Consider the following 23,390-nt stretch of genomic DNA (forward strand, 5'->3'; position numbering starts at 1 on the left):
GCGCAACCGCCCGGCGCCCGGCGTCCGACCGCTCAGGCGCAACCGCCCGGCGCCCGACCGCGCGCAGTGCAACCGGCCCGGCACGACCGGCCCGCCGGGAAACCCCGGCCACCCCAGTAGACTTCCGGGGTGGCCGGGCGGATCAGGGACGAAGACGTACAAGCGGTGCGCAGCGCACTGCCGATCGACGCCGTGGTCGGCGACTACGTTCAGCTCACCAACGGTGGCGGCGGCGAGTACAAGGGCGTCTGCCCCTTCCACGACGAGAAGTCCGCCTCGTTCTACGTGAACCCCGCCAAGGGCGTCTTCCACTGCTTCGGCTGCCAGGAGAACGGCGACACCATCGCCTTCCTGATGAAGATCGAGCACTTCACCTTCGCCGAGGCCGTCGAGCGGATGGCCGCCCAGGCCGGCATCACCCTGCGTTACGAGGAGGGCGGCTACAGCCCCCGCCACCAGCAGGGCGAGCGGACCCGCCTGGTCGAGGCGCACAAGGTGGCCGCCGCCTACTACCGGGAGCAGCTGGCCTCGGCGGAGGCGGAGATCGGCCGCCGCTTCCTGGCCGAGCGCGGCTTCGACGAGGAGGCCGCGAAGACCTTCGGCGTCGGCTACGCCCCGGTGGGCTGGGAGCACCTGGTCCGCTACCTGCGCGGCAAGGGCTTCACCGACAAGGAGATCCTGCTCGGCGGCCTGGCCTCGCAGGGCCAGCGCGGCGGCCTGATCGACCGCTTCCGGGGCCGGCTGGTCTGGCCGATCCGGGACATCGCGGGCGAGGTGGTCGGCTTCGGCGCCCGCCGCCTGCGCGAGGACGACAACGGCCCGAAGTACCTGAACACCCCCGAGACGCCGATCTACAAGAAGTCGCACGTGCTGTACGGCATCGACCTGGCGAAGAAGGAGATCGCCAAGTCGGGCCGCGCGGTCGTGGTCGAGGGCTACACCGATGTGATGGCCTGCCACCTGGCGGGGGTCACCTCGGCGGTGGCCACCTGCGGTACGGCCTTCGCCGAGGACCACATCAAGATCATCCGTCGGCTGCTGATGGACACCTCGCAGTACCGCGGCGAGACGGTCTTCACCTTCGACGGCGACGCGGCCGGCCAGAAGGCCGCCCTGCGGGCCTTCGAGGACGACCAGAAGTTCGCCGCCAAGACCTCCATCGCGGTCAGCCCGGGCGGCATGGACCCGTGCGAACTGCGCCTGGCCCAGGGCGACGAAGCGGTCAAGCAGCTGATCGACAACCCCGTCCCGCTGTTCGAGTTCGCGCTGGTCTCGGCGGTATCCAAGCACCGGGTGGAGACGCCGGAGGGGCGGTCGGCGGCCCTGGAGGAGGCGGCCCCGATCGTCGCCAAGATCAAGGACCGCTCGATCCAGCACGAGTACGCCGTCCGCCTGGCCGGCATGCTCGGCATCCTGGACGAGCCCTTCGTCGTCCGCCGGGTCTCCCAGCTGGCCCGCTGGGACCGCGAGCGCCAGCAGAACCCCCGGGGCGCCGACCGCGGCCGCCGCGCCGAGCCCGCGCCGGTGCGCCCGGCGCAGCCCGCCTTCCGGCTCAACCCGCGCGACCCGGCCCAGTTCGTCGAGCGGGAGCTGCTCAAGCTGGCGCTCCAGCACCCGGACCTGGTCAGCCCGGCCTTCGACCACTACGGCGAGGACGAGTTCCCCACCCTGCCGTACACGGCCGTCCGGCAGGCCATCGCCAAGGCCGGCGGCGCCGCGTACGGGGCGACGCTGCCCGACTTCACCAGCGTGGTGCGCGAGGCGGCCCCGGACGACCAGGTGCGCTCGCTCGTCACCGAGCTGACCGTCGAGCCGGTGCGCTCCCGCCGGAAGGTGGACGCGGTCTACGCCGGGGAGTTCCTGGTGAAGCTGCGCCTGCTGGCGGTGGACCGGCGGATCGCCGAGGTCCGCGGCTACCTGCAGCGGCTCGGCCACCGGGCCGACGCCGAGCAGCAGCACGCGGTGCAGACCGAGCTGTGGCAGCTCCAGCAGTACGGCCAGCAGCTCCGCAGCCAGGGCGCGGCGGCGCTGTAGGAGCGCGGCGGGGCCGTGGGAGCGGCCCAGAAAAGTCGACGCACGAGTCTCGGCCACGGAGTGTGGCGTACCGCACACTGGAGGGCGTCCCACCTCCGTTCAGCGCGGGTCCGCCAGAGTCGCGCCCGCCCCGAGGGATGCCCGTGGACCGAGGCTTTGCCGCGACCTCCAGCCCGACCGCCGCACCGACCGCCGCACCGACCGGCGCGCTGACCGCCGCACCGCCCGGCGCCGGCACCGGACCGCACCCCGCCGGCCCGGCCGGGGACCGGGAGACGGACCACGGCCGGGCCGGGGCCGCGCCCCCAGACGGCGCCCGCGGCGTGCCGCAGGGCCACCCCGAGGCCCCGGAGGCGGACCCCGACGCCGAGGACCCGGAGCCTGACGCCGAGAACCCGGAGCCCGGCGACGGGGACGAGGAGGAGCCCCGCCCGCAGGCCGAGGGCGACGCCGGCCCGGCGCCGGACCTGCTCCGCCAGTACCTGCGCGAGATCGGCCGGGTCCGCCTGCTCACCGCCGCCGAGGAGGTGGAGCTGGCCCGCCGGGTCGAGGCCGGCCTGTTCGCCGAGGAGCGGCTGAACGGCGACCCCCCGCCGTCCGACCCGCCGGCCCGCGAACTGGACACCCTGGTGGTGCGCGGCCGGATCGCCAAACGCCGGCTGATCGAGGCGAACCTGAGGCTCGTGGTGTCCGTCGCCAAACGCTACGTCGGCCGCGGACTGACCCTGCTGGACCTGATCCAGGAGGGCAACCTGGGCCTGATCCGGGCGGTGGAGAAGTTCGACTACGCCCGCGGCTACAAGTTCTCCACGTACGCGACCTGGTGGATCCGGCAGGCGATGAGCCGGGCGCTGGCCGACCAGGCCCGGACGATCCGGGTGCCGGTGCACGTGGTCGAGCTGATCAACCGGGTGATCCGGGTGCAGCGCGCCCTGCTGCAGGAGCGCGGGCTGGAACCGACCCCGGCCGGGATCGCCGCCGCCCTGGAGCTGACCGAGGAGCGGGTGCGTGAGCTGCTCCGGCTGGCTCAGGAGCCGATCTCGCTGCACACCCCGGTCGGCGAGGAGGACGACGTCGCGCTCGGCGACCTGATCGAGGACGCCGACGCCGCCTCACCCGCGGAGTCCGCCACCTTCCTGCTGCTGCGCCAGCACCTGGACGCCGTCCTGGCCACCCTGGGCGAGCGGGAGCGCCAGGTCGTCCAGCTCCGCTACGGGCTGGACGACGGCCGCCCGCGCACGCTGGAGGAGATCGGCACGGTGTTCGGCGTGACCCGGGAGCGGATCCGCCAGATCGAGTCGAAGACGCTGATCAAGCTCCGCGACCACGCCTTCGCGGCGCAGCTGCGCGGGTATCTCGACTGAGCGGCCCGCCGGTCCCCGGCCGGGACCAGCTGGGGACCCTAGGACCGGCCTGGGGAGGGCTGCGCGGTGGCGGGCTGTGTGTCGGTCGGCTGTGCCGGGGAGGGCGGGTCGGTGGCCGCCGCGTCCGGGCTGGTGCCCGGGGGCGGCGAGGCGGGGCCGATCGGGATCGGGGTGGAGGCCACCACGGCGGCCAGGCCGGAGACGGGCGAGGTGCAGACGTGCCCGGCCGGCTGGTACCCGCAGACCTGGAAGGTGACGGCCGGGTCGGCCGCGTCCAGCATCGACGAGTAGTTGTCGTAGCCCCAGTGGATGAGCGCCGTCTCGCTCTGGCCGGAGTCGTCGGTGATGGTCGCGTAGTCGTTCGGCTCGCCCTCGGTGATCGCCGCCCAGGCCGCCTGGCAGGTCTGGCTGTACCGGAGGTAGACGACGACCTTGCCGATGACGTCGGTCTGCAGGGTCCGGGCGTCCTTGCCGCAGCCGGTGGCCTTGGGGTCCTTGTGCGCGCAGCCGACGGCCTGGCAGACGGGAGCGCCCGGGACGGGCTTGGCCGCGGTGGCGGTCGGGACGGGCTCGGCGACGGTCTGGGGCTGCTCCTGGTGCCGGGTGGCCCGCAGGCCGACCAGCACCAGCAGGGCCACCAGCAGGGCGGCGCCGGTCAGCAGCGTCGCCGGGCGCCGCCACCACGTCACGGGTGCCGTCACGGCGCCGCCGGGCTCGCCGGGTGCGACGGTCGCATCGGTCACATCGGGTACGTCGGTCACATCGGGTACGTCGGAGGCAGCGGGTGTGGCGGGCGCGCCGGTCCGGTCTGTCGGGGGCTGCGCCGCCCGGGGCTGCTCGGGGGCCGCCTGCGCGGCGGGCTCCTCCGGGGCGCCGGGCTCGCCGTCCTCCTCGGGCCCCGCCACGGCCTGCTCCCGCAGCGCCCGCAGGGCCGGCCCGTCGCAGTCCACCGCCCTGGTCAGCGCCTCCAGTGCCTGCCCGGTGATGACCCGCTTGCCGTTCAGCCAGCGCTCCCAGGAGGCCCGGCTGTAGTGCGTCCGGGCGGCGAGCTCGGACAGCGAGAGTCCGGCGGCGTCCTTGATGGCCCGGAGCTCCTCGGCCAGGAGCCGGGCGGGTCCGGACAGCTCTTCGGGCAGGTTCTTCCAGGCGGAACCCATGGGGCCTTCCAACGATGCGAGACGGGAACGGGGGGACGGGGAGAGCGGAACGGGCTCCGGCCCGGGCCGTTCGGGTGTCTCCGCTTCTCCAAACTCACCGGTCCGGCGTCCCAAACCCCAGGTCATGGCGCTGAGACGGACGGAAGTGTCTCACAACCCCCGGGAACGCTCGCATGTGCACGTGTCCGTCGTGCACAGTTCTCTGGTCGGCGCGGTTCGCCGCCCGACGGCGTCGTTCGGACGCGGACCGGTCACCGGTCCCCGCTCCGGCAGCACGTCCCGATTCCCCCACCGGCCGGGGCAGCCTCGCGGGGGGAGGCTGCCCCGGTTCGTCCGGGACGCACGGTGGGGAGGGCGCTTCGCAGCGCCCTCCCCGCCGTGATCACGCCCCGCCGTGTTCACGCCCCGGCGGACCCAGGACCTAGTGGTGGAAGCCCGACCGGGCCGGCACCCCGAGTTCCTTGAGCGGTCCGGGCTGGCGCCGCAGTTCCGGCAGCAGCCGGGAGAGGTCGGCCAGCAGCAGGTCGGCGAGGTCCAGCGAGAAGCCGTTGCGGCAGACCACCCGGAGCACCGACAGGTCCGTCCGGTTCTCGGGGAACGTGTACGCGGGCACCTGCCAGCCGCGCTCGCGCAGCCGCCGCGAGACGTCGAACACGTCGAACGGCTCGTCGTCGGCGGTGGTGAAGGCGAAGACCGGCAACTGGTCGCCGCGGGTCAGCAGCCGGAAGCCGCCCATGTGCTCGATCGCCCCGGACAGGTGGGTGGCGACCTCGCGGCAGGCGCCCTGGACGGCCCGGAGGCCGTCCCGGCCGAGCCGCAGGAAGATGTAGTACTGCGCGACGACCTCGGCGCCGGGGCGGGAGAAGTTGAGCGCGAAGGTCGGCATCTCGCCGCCGAGGTAGTTGACCCGGAAGACCAGTTCCTCCGGCAGTGCCTCCTGGTCGCGCCACAGGGCCCAGCCGACGCCGGGGTAGACCAGGCCGTACTTGTGCCCGGAGCTGTTGATCGAGGCGACCCGGGGGAGCCGGAAGTCCCAGACCACCCCGGGGTCGAGGAAGGGCGCCACCATCCCGCCGGAGGCGCCGTCCACGTGCACCGGGACGTCGAGGCCGGTGCGCTGCTGGAGGTCGTCCAGGGCCGCGCAGATCTCCGCGATCGGCTCGTAGGAGCCGTCGAAGGTGGAACCGAGGATGCCGACCACGCCGATGGTGTCCTCGTCGCACAGCGCGACCGCGTGCTCGGCGTCGAGGTGGAAGCGCCCGCCCTCCATGGGCGCGGTGCGGGCCTCGACCTCCCAGAAGGTGCAGAACTTCTCCCAGCACACCTGCACGTTGACGCCCATCACCAGGTTGGGCCGGGCCCCGGCCGCGTAGCGCTCGGCGTTGCGGTGCATCCAGCGGCGCTTGAGCGCCATGCCGGCCAGCATGCAGGCCTCGCTGGAGCCGGTGGTGGAGCAGCCGACCGTGGCGTCCGGGTCGGGGGCGTGCCAGAGGTCGGCGAGGATCGCCACGCAGCGCCGCTCCAGTTCGGCGGTCTGCGGGTACTCGTCCTTGTCGATCATGTTCTTGTCCAGGCACTCGGTCATCAGCCGGGCGGCCTGCGCCTCCATCGAGGTGGTGACGAAGGTCGCCAGGTTGAGCCGGGCGTTGCCGTCCAGCATCAGCTCGTCGTGGATCAGCTGGTACGCGGTGTCGGCCGTGACGGGCCCCTCGCCGAGCCGGTGCAGCGGCGGTGCCAGCTTCATCGAGCCCAGCGGGTCGGCGGCGCCCACGAGCGGCCCGATGCTCAGCCGGCGGTCGTTGCGGGCCCCCTTGTGCAGCGCCATGGAGTCCTGCCGCCCTTCATGTCGGTGGCCGTGTCCCGTCCCACGCTGCCACCGGCCGCCGGGTGACGCATCTTCACCGGCCGGGGTCGGGGTCGGGGTCGGGCGCTGCCGTCCCCGGCCGGTGAGGCCGCCGCGGGCCGCCTCCAGGCCGCCGCAGCCGGGTTCAGGCCGCCGTCTCCGGGTGGACCTGTTCGCGGGCGGCGCGGTACTGCTGGCGCACCGCCGAGCCGATCGCCAGGTCCTGCTCCCCGTCCGGCTCGACGGTCTCGGCGTCCGGCAGCTCCCACTCCGGCGGCTCCGGGGTGCCGGCCAGCGCCCAGGCGGCCTGCCGGGCGGCCCCGCGGGCGGCGTGGGCGCCCGGCGGCGGCACCACGACCGGGACGCCGAACAGCGGCGGGGCGATGTGCCGGACGGCGGGCAGCCGTCCGGCCGCGCCGAGCAGGAACACCCGCCGCACCGCGACGCCCTGGGCGCGCAGCACGTCGAGGGCGTCCGCGATGTTGCACAGCATGCCCTCGACGGCGGCCCGGGCCAGGTGCTGCGGCGTCATCGACTCGGCCCGCAGGCCGGTCAGGGTGCCGGCCGCGTGCGGGAGGGCCGGCGTCCGCTCGCCGTCCAGGTAGGGAAGGAGCACCAGCCCGTATGCGCCGGGGGAGGAGTGCAGGGCGAGGTCGCTCAGGCCGTCCAGGTCCCGGCCGAGCATGGCGGCGGTGGCGCGGAGCACCTGGGCGGCGTTGAGGGTGGCGACCATCGGGAGGTGGCGGCCGGCGGCGTCGGCGAAGGAGGAGATCAGCCCGGTGGCGTCCACCACGGCCTGGTCGTGCACGGCGAAGATCGTTCCGGCGCTGCCGAGCGAGACCACCGCGTCGCCGGGGCGCAGCCCGAGGCCGAGCGCGGCGGCCATGTTGTCGCCGGTGCCGGCCGAGATCAGCAGGCCTTCGGGGGTGTGCCCGGCGGGTTCGGCGGGGCCGAGCACCTCGGGCAGCCGCAGCTCGTGGCCGAGCGCCAGCTCGACCAGGTCCTGGCGGTACTCGCCGGTGATCGGGGACCAGTAGCCGGTGCCGGAGGCGTCGCCCCGGTCGGTGGTGCGGCGCCTGGGGTGGCCGAGGAGCTGCCAGACCAGCCAGTCGTGCGGCAGCAGGACCTCGGCCACCCGGCGGGCGTTGGCCGGCTCGAACTCGGCCAGCCAGCGCAGCTTGGCGATGGTGTAGGTCGGGCTGGGGACGGCGCCGATCGCGGCGGTCCAGGCGGCCGGGCCGCCGAGCGCGTCCAGCAGCTTGGCGGCGGCGCCGCTGGAGCGCGGGTCGTTCCAGAGGATCGCCGGCCGGACCAGCACGCCGCCCGCGTCCAGGCCGATCATGCCGTGCTGCTGTGCGCTGACGCCGATGGCCCGGACGCCCTCCAGCAGGCCGCCGGCGGCGGCGTCGCCGAGCGAGTGCAGCCAGAGCTGCGGGTCGGTCTCGCCGGGGCGGGTGTCCGGGTCCTCGGGGACGGGGTGCGGCGCCTTGCCGGAGCGCAGGACGGCGCCGGTGTCGGCGTCGCACGCGACGATCCGGGTGCGGTTGGTCGAGCTGTCTATCCCCGCGACGATGGCCATGTCGAGATCATGCCTCAGCCCGGCCCGGGACGCGTCCGGGCCGGGTGAGGTGTTGCCCGTTCGGGACCGGACGCAGGGCCCTGGTACACCCTGGCGTCACCGTCCCGTCACGGGCGGAAGGTACCCCAGCCGTCGTCCTCGGCCCGGGAACGGTTGAAGTACGGCACCCGGTCGGTGACGGCGTTCGGTAGCCGGTCGCCGACCTTGTCCGCGACGGCGCCGGCGGCCTTCCCGGCGACCGCGCCGGCCTGCTGCCTGGCTCGGTCGGCCGCGCCCTGCACCGTGGGGTTCTGGGCGATCTTCCGGGTGACCTTCGTGATCTGGTCGTAGCGCCGGCGCCCGGCCCGGGAGCCCAGGACGTAGCCGGCCGCGAACCCCGCGGCCAACGACAGCTTCCACATGATCGGATCCACCCTCTCCTGGCGGCCTTCTGCCGCATTGCCCTACCCGTCCGTCGGGACGGCGAACCGTCCGTGCCCCCCAGCATCCCCGGGGGCCGTGCCGGGCGCGCGCCGGGCACGCCGGGCGGGAGCCCGGGGGCGGTCCGGGGAGCGGTCCGGCGAAAGCGATTGGCGGACCACCCCCCCGAGTGCGCTAATGTATGTCCCGCAGCGAGCGCCGAGGAGCCCGGGGAACCGGGGGCCGAGGCGGAAGCCGATCCCCCATAGCTCAATTGGCAGAGCAGCCGACTGTTAATCGGCAGGTTATTGGTTCGAGTCCAATTGGGGGAGCTCGGGAGAGGTCTTGCAAGAGGCCTCCTCCCGTCCGTGGTACGGAAGTTCGGTACCGCGATCCCGCATAGCTCAATTGGCAGAGCAGCCGGCTGTTAACCGGCAGGTTTTTGGTTCGAGTCCAAATGCGGGAGCTTCATCGGGTCCGCCCGGTGACTGCTCAGAGCGAAGGCCCCTCGGATGACCGGGGGGCCTTCGTGTTGTCTTCGTCACGTCGCGGCGTTCGTCACCTCGCGACGGCCGGGCGGCTCGGGTGGTCGCCTCTGGGGCTCAGACGGTCGCCGCCCGGGTTCGGGTGGTCGTCTCCCGGGCTCAGGCGGTCGCTTCCCGGTAGAGCGCGGAGACCCGCTGGTCGAAGGTGACGCTGTAGGAGGTGCCGGCCGTCTCGCCGCCCTCCTGGTAGCCGCCGATCACGCCGACGACCGTGCCGCTGTCCGTCACCCACGGGCTGCCGCTGGTGCCGTCGGTGTAGCCGTCGCAGTCGAAGCGCTCCTGGGTCGGGCTCTGCGAGCGGGTCCTGGCCGCGCAGGTGATCGGCTCGTCGCGCTCGTTCGGGTAGCCGGTCACCGAGACGGCCAGCCCGAAGCCCTGGCCGGTGGCGATCGGGTTGCCGCCGACGGCGTCCTCGACCTGCTTGCCGCCGACCGTGCCCACGGTGACGAAGGCCACGTCGTACTCGGGGTCGTCGTCGTCCGCCCAGCGCGGGTCGACGGTGATCGACTTCACCGGCCAACTGCCGTACGGGATGAAGCCGTTGCGGTAGCCGGGGGTGAACACCAGGCCGTCCAGCAGGCCGATCCGGCGGTTCTGCACGCAGTGCGCCGCGGTGACCAGCAGGTTGTGCCTGGGGCTGCGGACGACGCTCGCCGTGCAGGCCCGGGGGCCCTGCGCCGTCCGGACCGAGAGGGTGCCGATCCGGTCGCGGGTGCTGCTCTGCTGCGCGACCTCGGCGGCGGGCGCCTGGTCCTGCTCGCCGCCGTCGCACGCGGTTCCGGCGGCGAGCAGCAGGGCCGCCAGCGCGACCGTCCGTGCGGCGCGCGGGGGCCGTGCCGGGCGGGGGGCCATCGGGGCTCCGTCTCGTTCCTCGGGGCGGGCACCGGGTTCGTGCGTTCCGCCGTTCGAGAGGAAGATCTATCAGGCCGTGCCCGGCGGCGCCACTGCCGCCCCTCCGGTCAGCCGGTGGCCCGGTCGTAGAGCGCCTGGACGCGGTCGCCGAAGTAGCTGCTGTACGAGGTGTCCGGGCTGTCGCCGCCCTGCTGGTAGCCGCCGATCACGCCGACCACGGTGCCGGTCCTGGTGCTCGGGTCGAAGTCGGTCACCCAGGGGCTGCCGCTGGTGCCGCCGGTGTAGTCGGGGCAGTCGATCCGCAGCTGGGTGGAGCTCTGCTCGGTGGTGGTGTTGGCGCAGGTGATCGGGACGTCGCTGGTGCCGGGGTAGCCGGTGATCCGCACGGGCAGCTGGTAGCCGAGGCCGACGCCCAGCTTGTTGGCGCCGAGCACCTGCTGCACCTGCTGCCCGTTCTGGGCCTGGACGACCGCGAAGGCGACGTCCACGTCCGGGTCGGCGTGGTCCTTCCAGCCGTCGTCGACGGTGACGGCGATCAGCGGCCAGACGCCGCTGGGGGTGTCGCCGTTGCGGTAGCCGGGGACGAAGACGAGGTCGCTGCGCTGGCCGAGTTGGGGGTCCCAGACGCAGTGCGCGGCGGTGACGATGAGGTTGAGCCCGGCGCTGTCGACGACGCTGGCGGTGCAGAAGTGGTCGCCGTCCGCGTTGCGGGTGAAGACGGCGCCGACCAGGCCGTTGAGCACGGTGGGCCTGGCGGTGCGGGTGACCCCGGTGTGCCTGGCGACGGCGCCCCTGAGCCGCTGCCGGCTCCAGCCGTGGCCGCCGCCGGAGGCCGAGGCGGATCCGGAGGGGCGGGCGGAGGGGCGGGTGGAGGGGGTGGCCGGAGCCGAGCTGACCGTCGGCGCGCCCCCGCCGGGCCCGGCCGAGGTGGTGCAGCCCGCCGCGGCCAGCAGCACCGCGAGCGCCCCGGCGGCGGCTCCCGTCCCACGTGTCGTCATCCGTCCAGGCTGCCCGTGGGGCCGTCCGGGCGCCACCCGAACTGCGCAACCAGGACAGGCGCACGCCTGTGCGCACCCGTGCGCGCCCCCGGCGCGCACCACGGGTGATCGACCGGCTATGCTGCCCGGGACGTCCTTTCGGGGCCGTCTGCTGCTGCCGTGGTCGACGACCGGCGCACGCGGCGAACCGGGGCGGTAGCTCAGCCGGTTAGAGCAGGGGACTCATAATCCCTTGGTCGTGGGTTCGAGTCCCACCCGCCCCACCTCAGCCACTGATCGATCGTTGGATCGATCATCAGACAAAACAGTGGCTTGATCTGGCAGAACGGCTCCAGTTCCGGTCGGAACTGTAGAGCATCGGCCAGCCGCTCAGGGCTCGGCGCGCCGGGATTCACCCGCCAGTGGACACGGCTAGGGGTTCGCCCCCGGGCTGTCGGCAGCGTCCCGGCCGAGTGGTGCCGCCCGTCCACCGGGCGCAGCCAAGCCGCGCCGTTGCCCGCCTGTGGAGGGGGCTGTGATGGATGGGCGCGATCAGGACCGTCTTGAGTTTCCGTCGGGGGAGCCGGCCGGCTCCAGGTCCGGGCGTGGACTCTCAGGTGAACCTCGAATCCATGGAATTCCTTTATTTATGAGCGCCATCCTGAAATCTGGCAGTATGTCTGATTCTTCGATCCGAGAGGGCTTCCGACCAGTGGGTCTTAGCCGGGCGAGGGTGGTTCGACTATTGCCCGAAAATCGCCCGTCGGTCATAGATTCAGGCGGAATCTTTGCATCCGAACCGGCGGTCCGGAGTTCCTCTCGCAGCGGCGGGGGTTGCCCATCAGGCGCGTGATAGGGTCCTGAATTCGTGACCCGGCGCATACCAGGCCGGGCCGGCTTGGGGGGAATCCAGGTGGCCCGGTGTCGTCGGGTCGCCATCGCAATTCGGGCGCGCCGGCGAGGGACGCATGCGTGAAGGTGTGCAGTCGCCAACCCGTGCCAGGGGCTGTCGGCGCGACTTGTGCTTTCTTCACACACCATGCCCGGACTCACCGGACCATCGGTTCTGAGGATTCCGGGTCTTCTGACCGGGGGGATGAGAAGAACCGTGTACTTTCGCGTTCTCGGAGCACTTGCAGTGGAGACGGACGGTGGGACGCCGCGCACTCCGCGGGCGTTGAAGCTCCGGGCCTTGCTGGCGCTGTTGTGCCTGAACGACGGCCGCCCACTGTCCGCGCCGCAGCTCATCGACGCCCTATGGTCGGGGACGCCGCCGCGCACCGCGTCCACCGCCCTGCAGGTGTACGTCTCCCGGCTCCGCAAGCATCTGGTGGGTGCGGGCTTCGACGTGTCCGGGCTGCTGACCAGGCCGCCCGGCTACATGATGGAACTCGCCCCGCTCACCCTGGACCTGCACAGCTTCGAATCGCTGTGCCTGCGTGCCGGGGAGCTGCGGGCGGCGGGCCGGCTGGAGGAGGCCTCGCTGCTGCTCTCCCAGGCGCTCGGGCTGTGGACCGGCCCGGCACTGGCGGACCTGTCCACGGTTCCGGCATTGCAGAGCCTGGGTCACCAGCTGGACGAGAAGCGGTCGGCCGCGCTGGAGGAGCGGGCCGAGACGGAACTGCTCCTGGGACGGCACAAGCCGCTGGTCGGCGAGCTCTACGGGTTGATCGACGAACAGCCGATGCGGGAGACCTTCCACGGTCTTCTCATGCTTGCGCTGTACCGCAGTGGCCGACCGGCCGAAGCCCTCATGATCTACAACCGCATCCGGCGCGTCCTCATCGACGAGATCGGCATCGAACCGGGGCCCAGGCTGAGGCAGTTGCAGCAGTCGGTCTTGGCGCGGGACGCCGGCCTCGAAGAGCACACACTCGCCCATCTCGCCTGCTGAACGGGCTAGCCGCATCCCTATGACTCGTCCGGTCCCGCGACGCGCTCCGCTCGGGGGGCCGGGCGAGTCGTGCCGGCTTCCGCCCCCGCGATCCCCTGCCGCAGCGGCTTGCGGCCCCACCGGGGCCGGCCGAGGGTGATGAAGGCCTCCGCCTGCATCGCCGCGAGACCGATCCGCGGCAGATCGCGGGTGTGCGGGAAGACCAGGAAGCGCGGCACCCACTCCGGCTGGAACTTCGCGTTGAACTTGTACAGCGACTCGATCTGGAACCAGCGCGAGAGCAGTACGAGCAGCCCTCGCCAGGCCCGCAACACCGGTCCCGCGCCGAGCCGTTCTCCCCGGGCCAGGGCTGAGCGGAACATCGCGAAGTTGAGCGAGACCCGGCGTATCCCGAGTGCAGGCGCCGCCTGCAGAACGGCGACGATCAGCAGCTCGTTGAGGCCGGGGTCGGCGGCGCGGTCCCGGCGCATCAATTCCAGCGAGATTCCGTCGGGGCCCCAGGGCACGAAGTGCAGTACGGCTGCGAGGTCGTCGGCATCCGGCTTCCCGCCCGCCTCGCCCGATTCGGCGTCCGGGGACTGGTGTGCGGTGACCACCACGCAGCCGGTGTCCTCCGCGTCGCCGAAGCGGCCGAGGGCGGTGGAGAAACCTCGCTCGATGTCGGTGCCGCGCCAGCGGGCCGCTGCGGCCGCGATCCGCGCCCGCTCCGCGTCGTCGAGATCGCAGACCCGGCGGACCTTGCAGGAGTAGCCGTTGCGCTCGACGCGTTTGACCATCTGGCGCACATTGCGCATGACCCGACCGCTCAGTGAGAAGTCGGCCGTGTGCACAACCGCTTCATCACCCAACTCCAGAGCGTCCAGTCCCGCTTCGCGCGTCCACACCTCGCCGCCGGTTTCGCCGCACCCGATCACGGCGGGCACCCAGGCGTGCCGCCTGGCCTCGTCCATGAACGCTTTGATCGCTCCGGGCCAGGCCTCGACGTCGCCGATGGGGTCGCCGGAGGCGAGCATCACACCGGACTCGACGCGGTAGGCGATGGCGGCCTTGCCGGTCGGCGAGAGCAGGACGCTCTTGTCACGCCGCAGCGCGAAGTACCCCAGCGAGTCGCGCGCCCCGTGCCGTTCGAGCAGCTCACGTACCCGGGCCTCGTCGTCCGCGGAGAGCTCCGCCAGCGGTTTCTCGGGCCGCAGGAACAGGTAGGAAGTGGTCAGCAGGGTGATCAGACCGAGCGCGCCGAGTGAGTAGCCGACCAGGTCCGCGACCCGGTCCGAGGTGTAACGCACCGGCCCCTCGACTCCGACGAGCCCGTACGCGGTGTGCTGCAGCCGCTCCTCCAGTGAGGGCGAGCCGGCCTCGTAATCCGGGTGCACATTGGTGATCAGCAGCCCCAGTGCGAGGGAGACGCCGCCCACCGTGATGAAGCTCAGCAGCGCTCGCCAACGGGTGCGCGGGTCGGACAGCGCGTAGAACTCCCGCCGGTACAGCAGCATCACCAGGAGCAGCGCGAACGACACCACACCGGTGGCGGTGGTGTGCCACCGCAGGAGGTGCAGCAGCCCACCCACCGGGAGCAGCACGACCACCGCCCGCCAGGCCCGCCGCTTGCGGCGGCGCAGCGCGTGCGCCAGCAGTACGAGCAGCACGCCGACCATCAGCGAGCCGACCGCGGTCACCGTGGTGGTGCCACCGGGCAGTTGACCGGCCAGCAGGCGCACCCGACTGTGGCGGAAGCCGGGGAAGACGGCGGCCGCGAGGTCGATCAGCCCGATCAACAGGCAGGCGTACGCGGCGAGGGCGGGGACGCGCGGCCGGGACGCTGGGGTGGCCAGGTTGCGAAGGGTGTGCGCTGCCGGGCGACGACTCGTGGCCGGACCCGGGCGGGGAGGCGCTGGATTGTTCATAGAGCGCGAATCTAAAGCCGGATCAGAGGATTTCAGTCATCCTGAAGAATGAGATCCGGCGGGATTAAGGGGCGCTTTAGTGGAGTGAAATGCAAGTGGCGTGCATGTGGAGGTTTAGCGCCCGCGTCTAGCATTCTTCTCGCAGTGGAGTCAGGCGGAGCCGGTTTGTCCGGTCGGGATCGCGATGATGCGATTTGCTTCCCGTTGCTTCCCGGATTTTCCGTGTGTCCTCCACATTCCGTCCTTGTGTTCGGCGGGAATCCGCCGGCCGGTGCGCACCATGAGGAGTGTGAGAGAAGTGTCAGGGTCCGGATCCGGCGATATGCGCCTTCCCGTGTCAACGGCCCAGCGTGAGATGTGGCTGGCCGAACAGGTCGATCCGACCGCTCCACAACAACGCGTCGGTGAGTACCTGGAACTCCACGGGGCCATCGACCGGCGGGTCTTCGAAACGGCGATGCGGCAGGCCGTCGCGGAGGCCGTCCCGATGCACGCCCTGTTCGTCGAGGAGGACGGTGAGCCCCGGCAGTGCGTGACCCCCTTCTCCGACTGGGAGTTTCCGGTCCTCGACGTCTGTGGCGAACCGGACCCCGAGGCCGCCGCGCTGGCCTGGATGCGGGCCGACCTGTCCCGCCGGATGGACCTTTCCCGAGGGCCGCTCTTCTCCTACGCGCTGCTCAGCCTGGGGCCGGATCGCAGCTTCTGGTACCTCAGCGCCCACCACGCGGTCGCGGACGGGCACACGGGAGCCCTGATCGCCCAACGGGTGTCCGAGCTCTACGCCGCCATGACCGCGGGACTCCCCCTGCCGGCCAGCCGGTTCGGGGCCATCCGGGAGATGCTGGCGGACGACGCGGACTACCAGGCCTCCGACCGGGGCGCGGTGGACCGGGCGTACTGGACGACCCGGTTCGCGGACGGACCGGAAGTCGCCACCCTCGCCTCCCAACCGCCAGGCGGGCCCGCCGCGCAGGGGCAGACCAGTCACACCGGCAGCCTCTCCGTAGCCGAGACCGAGCAGCTCAAGGCCGCCGCCCGCTCGGCCCGCACCCACTGGTCCGTGCTGGTGATCGCCGCCGCGGCCGCCCAGGTCCACCGGCTCGCCGGCGCACAGGACGTCATCCTGAGCCTGCCGATGGCCGCCCGCACCGATGCCGCGGCGCGCACCACTCCGGGGATGTACTCCAACGCCCTGCCCCTGCGCGTCACGGTCCGCCCGGACCTCACGCTGCACGAGCTCATCCGTGAAGTCGCCGGTGGATTCCGGGAGATGATCCGACATCAGCGTCACCGGGGTGAGCGCCTGGGGCGCGACCTCGGCCTGCCGGACACGGGGCGCTACCGGACCGGTCCCATGGTCAACATCATGGCCTTCGACTACGACCTGCACTTCGCCGGTCGGCCCGCCATTGCCCACCACCTGACCCAGGGGATCGTCGAGGACCTGTCGTTCACGGCCTTCGACCGCTCGGACGGCCTGGGGTTGCGCATCGATCTGGTCGCCAACTCGGCCCGCTACGAAGCCGACGAGCTGGCCGCACACCACGCGCGCTTCCTGCGCTTCCTGCGTGCCTTCAGCACGGACCGGGACATGCGGGTCGGCTCCGTCGATCTGCTCACCGAGGGTGAGCGGATCCGGTTGCTCACCGAGCTCGGCGGCCCCGAGCACAAGTACCCGGAAGCCGGCCTCACGGAGCTGTTCGCCCGGCAGGCCGAGGACACCCCGTACCTGCCGGCCGTGGTCTCGGCGGAGACCACGCTGACCTATCGGGAGCTGGATACCGCCTCGAACCGGCTCGCCCGGCTCCTCATCTCGCGGGGTGTCGGGCCCGAGCGGATCGTCGCCGTCGCGTTGCCCCGTTCGGCCCTTCTCGCCGTTGCCGTCCTCGCCGTCCTCAAAGCGGGCGGCTGCTATCTCCCCGTTGATCCCGAATATCCTGCCGAGAGGCTGTCGTTCATGCTGAGCGACACCGTGCCCGCCGTCGTGCTGACCACTGTGGACACGGCCCGGCGGCTGCCGCACACGGACGCCCCCCGGCTGATCCTCGACGACTCCGGCACCCTGGGCGAGCTGGATCAGTTGGCCGGCACGGAGATCGACGACGAGCAGCGGCTGGGCCGGCTCGACCCGGCGCATCCCGTGTACGTCATCTACACCTCTGGCACCACCGGCCGGCCCAAGGGCGTGGTGATGCCCGGGCGGGCGATGGTCAACCTCCTGTCGTGGCACGACGAGGCCTTCCCCTCGGCCGCCGGGGCCAGGGTCGCCCAGTTCACCGCGCTCAGTTTCGACGTGTCCGTGCAGGAGATCCTGTCCGCGGTGCTGTTCGGCAAGACCCTGGTGGTGCCGGCCGACGAGGTCCGGCGCGACCCCAAGCTGCTCGCCGCCTGGCTTGACGCGGAGCGCGTGAACGAGCTCTTCGCCCCCAACCTCGTCTTGGAGGCGCTGTGCGAGGCGGCCCTCGACCAGGGGTGGAGCATCCCGTCGCTGCGGGTCCTGGCGCAGGGCGGTGAGGCGCTCACCCCGAGCCGCCAGGTACGCGAGTTCGTGCGGAGCCGCGCCGGGCGTCGGCTGCACAATCACTACGGCCCGAGCGAGACCCATCTGGTGACGGCCCACACCCTGGCGGCGGACGTCGACGCGTGGCCGCCCGCCGCCCCGATCGGTCGGCCGATCCCCAACATCAGGGCGTACGTCCTGGACGCCGGCCTGGGCCTGACTCCGGAGGGGGTGCGCGGAGAGCTGTACCTCGCCGGGGCCGGGGTGGCCCGGGGCTACCTGAACCGCCCCGGACTCACCGCCGTACGGTTCGTCGCCGACCCGTACGGGCCGCCGGGAAGCCGGATGTACCGGACCGGGGACGTGGCCCGCTGGCTGCCCGACGGGCAGCTGGAGTACCACGGTCGGTCCGACGACCAGATCAAGATCCGTGGATTCCGGATCGAGCCCGGAGAGATCAGGTCGGCCCTCGCCGCCTGCCCCGGTATCGTCCACGCCGAGGTGGTGGCCCACGAGGTCAGGCCCGGGGACCGGCGGCTCGTCGGATACGTCGTACCGCAGACGCAGGGGTGCGACACGGCCGCGGTGCGCGAGTTCGTCCGGGCGAGGTTGCCGGCCCACCTGGTGCCCTCGGCCGTCGTCGAGCTGGCGGAGCTTCCGCTCACGCCGAACGGAAAGCTGGACCGCCGGGCGCTGCCCGAGCCCCGGCTCACCGGCGGCGCACCGGCCCGCGAACCGGCCACCGAGCAGGAGCGGGTCCTGTGCGGCCTCTTCGCCCAGGTACTGGAGGTGCCCGCGGTCGGTGTCGACGAGAACTTCTTCGACCTCGGCGGGCACTCCCTCCTCGCCGCCCGCCTCGTCGCGCGGATCAGGGCCGCGCTCGGCACGCCGCTGGAAGTGCACGCCCTGTTCGAGTCCCCGAGCCCGGCCGGGCTCGCACGGCGGATCGCGGACCCGTCGTCCGGCGCCGCGCCGCAGTCCTTGTTGCCGTTGCGCGCGGAGGGCTCCCGGCCTCCGCTGTTCTGCGTCCACCCGGCTGCCGGAATGGGCTGGCCGTACGCGGGGCTCCTGCCGCACCTCGGCCCCGACCAGCCCGTGTACGCGCTCCAGGCGCGGCGCGGCCCCGGTGAGACGCCGGGCTTCCCGGCCACCGTCGAGGACATGGCCGCCGACTACGTGGCACAGATCCGTGCGGTGCGCCCCGAGGGCCCCTACCGGATACTCGGCTGGTCCTTCGGCGGGCTGGTGGCCCACGCCATGGCCACCCTCCTGGAGCGCGAGGGCGAGGTGGTCGACCTGCTCGTGATGGTGGACTCCTATCCCGTGGACGACCGGCTCCGGGCCGACATGCCCAGTTTCAGCGAGGACGAGTTCGACCGCACCCTGCTCCAGTCGGTCGGCGACGACGATTCCCTCCTCGGGGACGACCGGGCCCGGGCCGCGCTCCGCGACGTCTACCGCAACGACCTCGACCTGATGGCCGGGTTCAGGCCCGGCAGATTCGACGGCGGATTGCTGTTCTTCCGAGCCGCGGAGTCCGACCCCGGCGACCCGTACGAACCGGGCCGCAGCACCGCGGCGGCCTGGGCGGGCCACATCGGCGGCTCGGTCGAATCCCACGACGTGCCGGCCACCCACCACCGCATGATGAGGCCGTCGGCCCTGGCGGAGATCGGGCCGGTCCTCGCCGCGCGGCTGCGGCCCGCGGACGCGTAACGGCCCCGCCCCGAGGCGACGGCCCCACCAACCCCGGCGCACCCGCGCCCCGAGGACCAGGAGGTCCACCGCATGACAACCACCCCGACCCACCCCGAGCACCCGGGCGTCGACGCTGCGCTGGCAGACGTACGGTCGCTGGCCCGCCGCGGCATCGAGGGCCGGACGGACTATCACGGCCCCCGGCTCCTGCGCAGGCTCGTGGAGGGCAGGCAGGGCGGCCCGTACGAGCACTTCGAGGTACGCCCGTCGGGACCGCTGATCGGCGCCGAGATCCACGGCATCGACCTGCGCACCCCGGTGAGCGACGAGGTGTTCGGCGAGCTGGACCGGGCCCTGCTCGAATGGAAGGTGCTGTTCTTCCGCGATCAGGACCTCACCGCTGAGCAGCAGCGAGCCTTCGCGTCCCGATGGGGCGCGATCGAGGGGCACCCGTTCCTGCCGGCGGGTACCGGCGAGGACGTCGTGCGACTGGAGAAGGGCAAGCAGAACCCCGGCTTCGAGAACGTCTGGCACTACGACTTCCCCTGGATCGAGCGCCCCCCGCTCGGCGCCGTCCTGCGCATGGTGGAACTGCCCGAAGGGGGCGGCGGCGACACCCTGTTCACGGATGCGGCCGCCGCGTACGACAACCTCCCGGACGAGGTGAAGGCGCGCATCGACGGGCTGAAGACGGTCAACGACTTCACCCCGTCGGCCAACTACCGCGAGTTGATGACCGACGAGCAGCGGGCGCACTTCCAGGGGGTCTACCCGCCGGTGGAACACCCGCTGGTGCGCACCCACCCGAAGACCGGGCGCAAGACACTGTTCCTGACGTCGATCTTCACCACCCACATCGCGGGCCTGCCGGCCGACGAGAGCGAGGAGCTGCTGGCCTATCTCTTCCGCCAGCTGGAGTACCCCGAATACCAGGTGCGCTTCCGCTGGGAGGCGAAGTCCATCGCCTTCTGGGACAACCGGGCCGTGCAGCACTACGCCACCTCGGACTACCACCCGAACCGCCGGGTTGTGGACCGGACCGCGATCGCCGGCGACCGGCCGTTCTGACCTGAGCACTCGGCCTGGCACGCCCCGCACCCGCCACTCACGTCATACGGAGGAACATCCATGCATCTCAGCGAAGAACAGATCACCCGGTACCACGAGGACGGATTCCTCCTCGTCGAGTCCGTGCTGGACGACCGGGAGGTGGAACGGCTTCGGGCCGCGTTCCAGCGCGACTGCCGTGTCCACGGTCCGCAGGTGATCAGGGAGGAGTCCCGGGACGAGGTGCGCGCGGTGTACGCGTCGCACCACCGGCAGCCCGAGTACGCCGGGCTGATCCGGGACCCCCGGATGCTCGCGCCGGTGCGGCAACTGCTCACGGACGACGTGTACGTGTACCAGCTCAAGATCAACGCCAAGCCGGCGTTCGGCGGCGAGAAGTGGTCCTGGCACCAGGACTACGTCGCCTGGCGCCTCGCCGACCGGTTGCCCGCCCCGCTTCAGGTCAACGTCGGTGTCTTCCTCGACGCCGTCGACGAGTTCAACGGCCCCATGATCTTCGTGTCCGGGTCGCACCGCCACGGCCCGATGCGCGGCAGCCGTACGGCCGAGGCCAAGTCCGCCCAGCACCTGGACCCGGAGGACATCGCGCTGACTCCTGACCAGCTCTCCACCCTGGTCGCCGAGCGTGGCATGGTCAGCCCCAAGGGCCCGGCCGGTTCCATCGTCTTCTTCTCGCCCGAGATCGTGCACGGCTCCGCACCCAACATGTCGCCCTTCCCACGCCGACTGCTCATCGCCACCTACAACGACACCGCCAACCTGCCGAGCTGGACCGGTGAGCCGCGCCCCGACTACGTCGTGTGCCGGGACACCGGGCCCCTGCGCATCCTCGACGCACCTTTCCTCGACGTCCTCGAAGGGGTGTCGGCGTGATGCGCGGGAAAGCCGTCGTCCTGGAGGAGTTCGGCCGGCCGCTCGCGCTGCGGGAGTACGAGGTCCCGTCGGCCCCGGCCGGGGGGATGCTCGTGGCCTGCCGCCACGGCGGCATCTGCGGCACCGACCTCCACCTCCAGCAGGGCCATCTGCCGATCCCCACCCCGTTGGTCCTCGGCCACGAAGGCCTCGGCACCGTCCACGAGCTCGGTCCAGGCGCCCCCGAACACGATGCCACGGGAACCGCACTGCAAACCGGCGACACCGTGATGTGGGCCTCCTCGATCGCCTGCGGCTCCTGCGTCCCGTGTCGGCTGCACCGTGAGCCGACCCTGTGCGAGAACCGCCGCACCTACGGGGTCAACCGCTCCACCACCGACGGCCCCGAGCTCTCGGGCGCCTGGGCCGAGTTCATCGTGCTGCAGGCCGGCACCACCGTCGTGAAGCTGGACGACGGCATCGACCCGCTCGCCGCCATGTCCCTGGCCTGCGCGGGGCCGACCGTCGTGCACGCCCTCCACGAGCGCAGGCCGGTGCGCCTCGGCGAGACGGTCGTGGTCCAGGGCAGCGGCCCGGTGGGCCTCGCGGCCGCCGCGTTCGCCCGGCTTGCCGGGGCTGCCAAGGTCATTCTGGTGGGCGGTCCGGACAGCCGACTGGCCCTCGCGGCCGCCGCAGGCATCGGCGACGTGCACCTCGACATCACCGCGCCCGGCGACGCCGAGGCAGTCCTGGACCGGGTCCGCGCGGAAACCGGAGGAACCGGGGCCGACCTCGTGATCGAGTGTGCGGGCGTGCCCGCGGCGGTCGCGCAGGGCCTCACCCTCGCCCGCCGGGGCGGCTCCTACCTGGTCATCGGCCAGTACACGGACGCAGGTGACACCCTGCTCAACCCGCACCAGATCGTGTACCGGCAGCTCGATGTCGTCGGATCCTGGGCGTTCACCGGCGCGCACCTCGTCGAGTACGTACGCCTGCTGCCCGCCCTCACGGCCCGCTTCGACCTGGGCAGCCTGGTGTCGTCCTACCCGCTGTACGACCACGGGGCCGCGCTCGCGGCCGTGGCGGACGGTTCGGTGATGAAGGCGGTCCTCACGAACCGGTAGGCGTGTGCGAGGTGGTACGCGTGCGGAGCCGCCGGACGGGGTCCGGCGGCTCCGCACGCATTCCGGCGACCGGACACGTCCTAGTGGGGGGTCGCCGCCGGGACGGCGTCGGCCTTCCCGGCCCCGGTGCCGCCGGATCCCGCACCGCCGTTCTGCTGCCTGGCGTTGATGAGGAGGAAGGCGACGGTCGCGGCCACGGCGAGGATGCCGACAGCCCACCAGATCGCGGTGGCGTAGCCGTGTACGGCCGCCGCGTTGGCCAGCTTGGCCGGGTCGGCGCCGGAACGGGCCTTCTCGGCGAGCCAGTTGGTGGTGGCACCGGCCGCGATGGTGTTCAGCAGGGCGGTACCGATGGAGCCGCCGACCTGCTGGGAGGTGCTGACCATGGCGGAGGCCACGCCGGCGTCCTGCGGCTGCACGCTGCGGGTGGCCAGGCTCATGGCGGGCATGAACGCCGTGCCCATTCCGAGGCCGAGGAGCACCTGCGCGGGCAGAATCAGACCGACGTACGAACTGTCGACCTTGATCTGGGTGAGCAGCGCGATGCCGAGGGCCGAGGTCAGGAAGCCCGGACCCATCAGGAGCCGAGGCGGCAGACGGGTCATCAGCCGGGTGCCGATCTGCGTCGACCCGGTCACCATGCCGACGATCATGGGCAGGAAGGCGAATCCGGTGCGGACCGGCGTGTAGCCCTTCACGACCTGCAGGTAGTAGGTCAGGAACAGGAAGAGCCCGAACATGCCGATGACGGCCAGCCCCAGGGAGAGGTAGATGCCGCCCCGGTTGCGTTCGGTCACCACCCGCAGCGGCAGCAGGGGGGCCGGGGCCTTGCTCTCGACCAGGACGAACGCGCCGAGCAGGACCACCGAGGTGATGAAGAGCGCGACGGTGACGGGGGCGGTCCAGCCGTCGGATTCGGCGCGGGTGAACCCGTACACCAGCGACAGCAGGCCGGTGGTGGCGAGAACGACACCGGGGAGGTCCAGCCGGGCGCCGTTGCGGGCGCCCGCCGGCTCGCGTACCACGGTGATGGCGCCGAACACGGCCACGATGGCGAACGGGATGTTGACGAACAGCGCCCAGCGCCAGTTCAGGTACTCGGTCAGCGCACCGCCCATGATCAGGCCGACGGCCCCGCCGGCACCGGAGATCGCGCCGTAGATCCCGAATGCCTTTGCCCGCTCCTTGGGTTCGGTGAAGGTGACCGCGAGCAGCGAGAGCGCGGCCGGGGCGAGCAGTGCGCCGAACACGCCCTGCAGGGCGCGGGAGGCGAGCAGCATCCCGGGGTTGACCGCGAGGCCGCCCAACGCGGATGCGCCCGCGAAGCCGAGCAGGCCGACGATGAACGCGCGTCTGCGGCCGGTGAGGTCGGCGATGCGGCCGCCGAAGAGCAGCAGGCTGCCGAACGCCAGCGAGTAGGCGGTGATCACCCATTGCCGGTTGCCGTCGGAGATGCCGAGGTCGTGCTGGGCCGAGGGCAGGGCGATGTTCACGATGGTCGTGTCGAGCACGACCATCAACTGGGCGATGCCGATGAATAACAGCGCTTTCCAGCGCTGTGGGTCCGGCTGGGCGGTTGCGGGCATGACGCCTCTCAGTT

General features: G+C 72.2%; 15 protein-coding genes and 3 tRNA genes. 10 read left to right on the top strand and 8 right to left on the bottom strand.

Annotated elements, in window-relative coordinates; all coding sequences use genetic code 11:
- The first annotated feature begins 129 nt into the window (after positions 1-129).
- Positions 130-2,034 carry a DNA primase gene (gene dnaG / locus ACFV6D_RS28520; RefSeq protein ID WP_063347483.1) on the top strand — a complete coding sequence of 635 codons (1,905 nt, stop codon included), beginning with the start codon at positions 130-132 and terminating at the stop codon, positions 2,032-2,034.
- A gap of 137 nt (positions 2,035-2,171) precedes the next feature.
- Positions 2,172-3,398: a sigma-70 family RNA polymerase sigma factor gene (locus tag ACFV6D_RS28525; protein ID WP_380561616.1), complete on the top strand. Its 1,227-nt coding sequence runs from the start codon at positions 2,172-2,174 to the stop codon at positions 3,396-3,398.
- Positions 3,399-3,436: 38 nt separating this feature from the next.
- Here ACFV6D_RS28525 and ACFV6D_RS28530 read toward each other — a convergent pair whose 3' ends face one another.
- From ACFV6D_RS28530 to ACFV6D_RS28545, 4 genes are all read right to left on the bottom strand, one after another.
- Positions 3,437-4,555, bottom strand: coding sequence for a DUF2690 domain-containing protein (locus ACFV6D_RS28530; protein ID WP_380561618.1), 1,119 nt, complete (start codon positions 4,553-4,555; stop codon positions 3,437-3,439).
- Between the two features lie 421 nt (positions 4,556-4,976).
- Positions 4,977-6,380 carry a glutamate decarboxylase gene (locus tag ACFV6D_RS28535; protein ID WP_380561620.1) on the bottom strand — a complete coding sequence of 468 codons (1,404 nt, stop codon included), beginning with the start codon at positions 6,378-6,380 and terminating at the stop codon, positions 4,977-4,979.
- A 163-nt stretch (positions 6,381-6,543) separates the two neighbouring features.
- Complete coding sequence (locus ACFV6D_RS28540; RefSeq protein ID WP_380423384.1) at positions 6,544-7,977, bottom strand: FGGY family carbohydrate kinase; 1,434 nt, start codon at positions 7,975-7,977, stop codon at positions 6,544-6,546.
- A gap of 107 nt (positions 7,978-8,084) precedes the next feature.
- On the bottom strand, positions 8,085-8,390 hold the full coding sequence (locus ACFV6D_RS28545) for a hypothetical protein (protein ID WP_380340974.1): 306 nt from the start codon (positions 8,388-8,390) through the stop codon (positions 8,085-8,087).
- Positions 8,391-8,635: 245 nt separating this feature from the next.
- Between ACFV6D_RS28545 and ACFV6D_RS28550 the strand changes: the two genes are divergently transcribed.
- Both ACFV6D_RS28550 and ACFV6D_RS28555 read left to right on the top strand, forming a co-directional pair.
- Positions 8,636-8,708, top strand: a tRNA-Asn gene (locus ACFV6D_RS28550).
- 61 nt (positions 8,709-8,769) lie between these two features.
- Positions 8,770-8,842: transfer RNA gene (locus ACFV6D_RS28555), tRNA-Asn, on the top strand.
- A gap of 178 nt (positions 8,843-9,020) precedes the next feature.
- Here ACFV6D_RS28555 and ACFV6D_RS28560 read toward each other — a convergent pair.
- Entirely contained in the window at positions 9,021-9,773 is a 753-nt protein-coding gene (locus ACFV6D_RS28560; protein ID WP_380561622.1) for a trypsin-like serine peptidase, read from the bottom strand.
- Between the two features lie 107 nt (positions 9,774-9,880).
- Positions 9,881-10,771, bottom strand: coding sequence for a trypsin-like serine peptidase (locus ACFV6D_RS28565; RefSeq protein ID WP_380561624.1), 891 nt, complete (start codon positions 10,769-10,771; stop codon positions 9,881-9,883).
- Between the two features lie 189 nt (positions 10,772-10,960).
- Between ACFV6D_RS28565 and ACFV6D_RS28570 the strand changes: the two genes are divergently transcribed.
- A tRNA-Ile gene (locus ACFV6D_RS28570) sits at positions 10,961-11,034 on the top strand.
- Positions 11,035-11,942: 908 nt separating this feature from the next.
- The gene (locus ACFV6D_RS28575) at positions 11,943-12,644 is read left to right on the top strand and encodes a BTAD domain-containing putative transcriptional regulator (RefSeq protein WP_380340980.1); all 702 of its coding nucleotides are present in this window, start codon (positions 11,943-11,945) and stop codon (positions 12,642-12,644) included.
- Between the two features lie 17 nt (positions 12,645-12,661).
- Here the strand turns inward: ACFV6D_RS28575 and ACFV6D_RS28580 are convergent, their stop codons facing one another.
- Entirely contained in the window at positions 12,662-14,548 is a 1,887-nt protein-coding gene (locus ACFV6D_RS28580; RefSeq protein WP_079135571.1) for a phosphatidylglycerol lysyltransferase domain-containing protein, read from the bottom strand.
- A gap of 334 nt (positions 14,549-14,882) precedes the next feature.
- Here ACFV6D_RS28580 and ACFV6D_RS28585 point away from each other — a divergent pair, with 334 nt between their 5' ends.
- The 4 genes from ACFV6D_RS28585 (at position 14,883) to ACFV6D_RS28600 (ending at position 21,790) form a co-directional block, all read left to right on the top strand.
- On the top strand, positions 14,883-18,764 hold the full coding sequence (locus ACFV6D_RS28585; RefSeq protein WP_380561626.1) for an amino acid adenylation domain-containing protein: 3,882 nt from the start codon (positions 14,883-14,885) through the stop codon (positions 18,762-18,764).
- Between the two features lie 72 nt (positions 18,765-18,836).
- The gene (locus ACFV6D_RS28590) at positions 18,837-19,814 is read left to right on the top strand and encodes a TauD/TfdA dioxygenase family protein (RefSeq protein WP_380423389.1); all 978 of its coding nucleotides are present in this window, start codon (positions 18,837-18,839) and stop codon (positions 19,812-19,814) included.
- 60 nt (positions 19,815-19,874) lie between these two features.
- Positions 19,875-20,687 carry a phytanoyl-CoA dioxygenase family protein gene (locus ACFV6D_RS28595; protein WP_380340989.1) on the top strand — a complete coding sequence of 271 codons (813 nt, stop codon included), beginning with the start codon at positions 19,875-19,877 and terminating at the stop codon, positions 20,685-20,687.
- Positions 20,687-21,790, top strand: coding sequence for a zinc-binding dehydrogenase (locus tag ACFV6D_RS28600; RefSeq protein ID WP_380561628.1), 1,104 nt, complete (start codon positions 20,687-20,689; stop codon positions 21,788-21,790). The genes ACFV6D_RS28595 and ACFV6D_RS28600 overlap by 1 nt, the downstream gene beginning before the upstream one ends.
- 80 nt (positions 21,791-21,870) lie before the next feature.
- Here ACFV6D_RS28600 and ACFV6D_RS28605 read toward each other — a convergent pair whose 3' ends face one another.
- On the bottom strand, positions 21,871-23,376 hold the full coding sequence (locus ACFV6D_RS28605) for an MFS transporter (RefSeq protein WP_380561629.1): 1,506 nt from the start codon (positions 23,374-23,376) through the stop codon (positions 21,871-21,873).
- Between the last annotated feature and the right edge of the window lie 14 nt (positions 23,377-23,390).

This window comes from Kitasatospora sp. NPDC059812, assembly GCF_042732075.1.
Classification (GTDB): domain Bacteria; phylum Actinomycetota; class Actinomycetes; order Streptomycetales; family Streptomycetaceae; genus Kitasatospora.

Coding starts and splice junctions, on each gene's coding strand:
- ACFV6D_RS28525 (WP_380561616.1), top strand. CDS start 2,172: ATGCCCGTGGACCGAGGCTTTGCCGCGACCTCCAGCCCGACCGCCGCA.
- ACFV6D_RS28530 (WP_380561618.1), bottom strand. CDS start 4,555: ATGGGTTCCGCCTGGAAGAACCTGCCCGAAGAGCTGTCCGGACCCGCC.
- ACFV6D_RS28535 (WP_380561620.1), bottom strand. CDS start 6,380: ATGGCGCTGCACAAGGGGGCCCGCAACGACCGCCGGCTGAGCATCGGG.
- ACFV6D_RS28540 (WP_380423384.1), bottom strand. CDS start 7,977: ATGGCCATCGTCGCGGGGATAGACAGCTCGACCAACCGCACCCGGATC.
- ACFV6D_RS28560 (WP_380561622.1), bottom strand. CDS start 9,773: ATGGCCCCCCGCCCGGCACGGCCCCCGCGCGCCGCACGGACGGTCGCG.
- ACFV6D_RS28565 (WP_380561624.1), bottom strand. CDS start 10,771: ATGACGACACGTGGGACGGGAGCCGCCGCCGGGGCGCTCGCGGTGCTG.
- ACFV6D_RS28580 (WP_079135571.1), bottom strand. CDS start 14,548: ATGAACAATCCAGCGCCTCCCCGCCCGGGTCCGGCCACGAGTCGTCGC.
- ACFV6D_RS28590 (WP_380423389.1), top strand. CDS start 18,837: ATGACAACCACCCCGACCCACCCCGAGCACCCGGGCGTCGACGCTGCG.
- ACFV6D_RS28595 (WP_380340989.1), top strand. CDS start 19,875: ATGCATCTCAGCGAAGAACAGATCACCCGGTACCACGAGGACGGATTC.
- ACFV6D_RS28600 (WP_380561628.1), top strand. CDS start 20,687: ATGCGCGGGAAAGCCGTCGTCCTGGAGGAGTTCGGCCGGCCGCTCGCG.
- ACFV6D_RS28605 (WP_380561629.1), bottom strand. CDS start 23,376: ATGCCCGCAACCGCCCAGCCGGACCCACAGCGCTGGAAAGCGCTGTTA.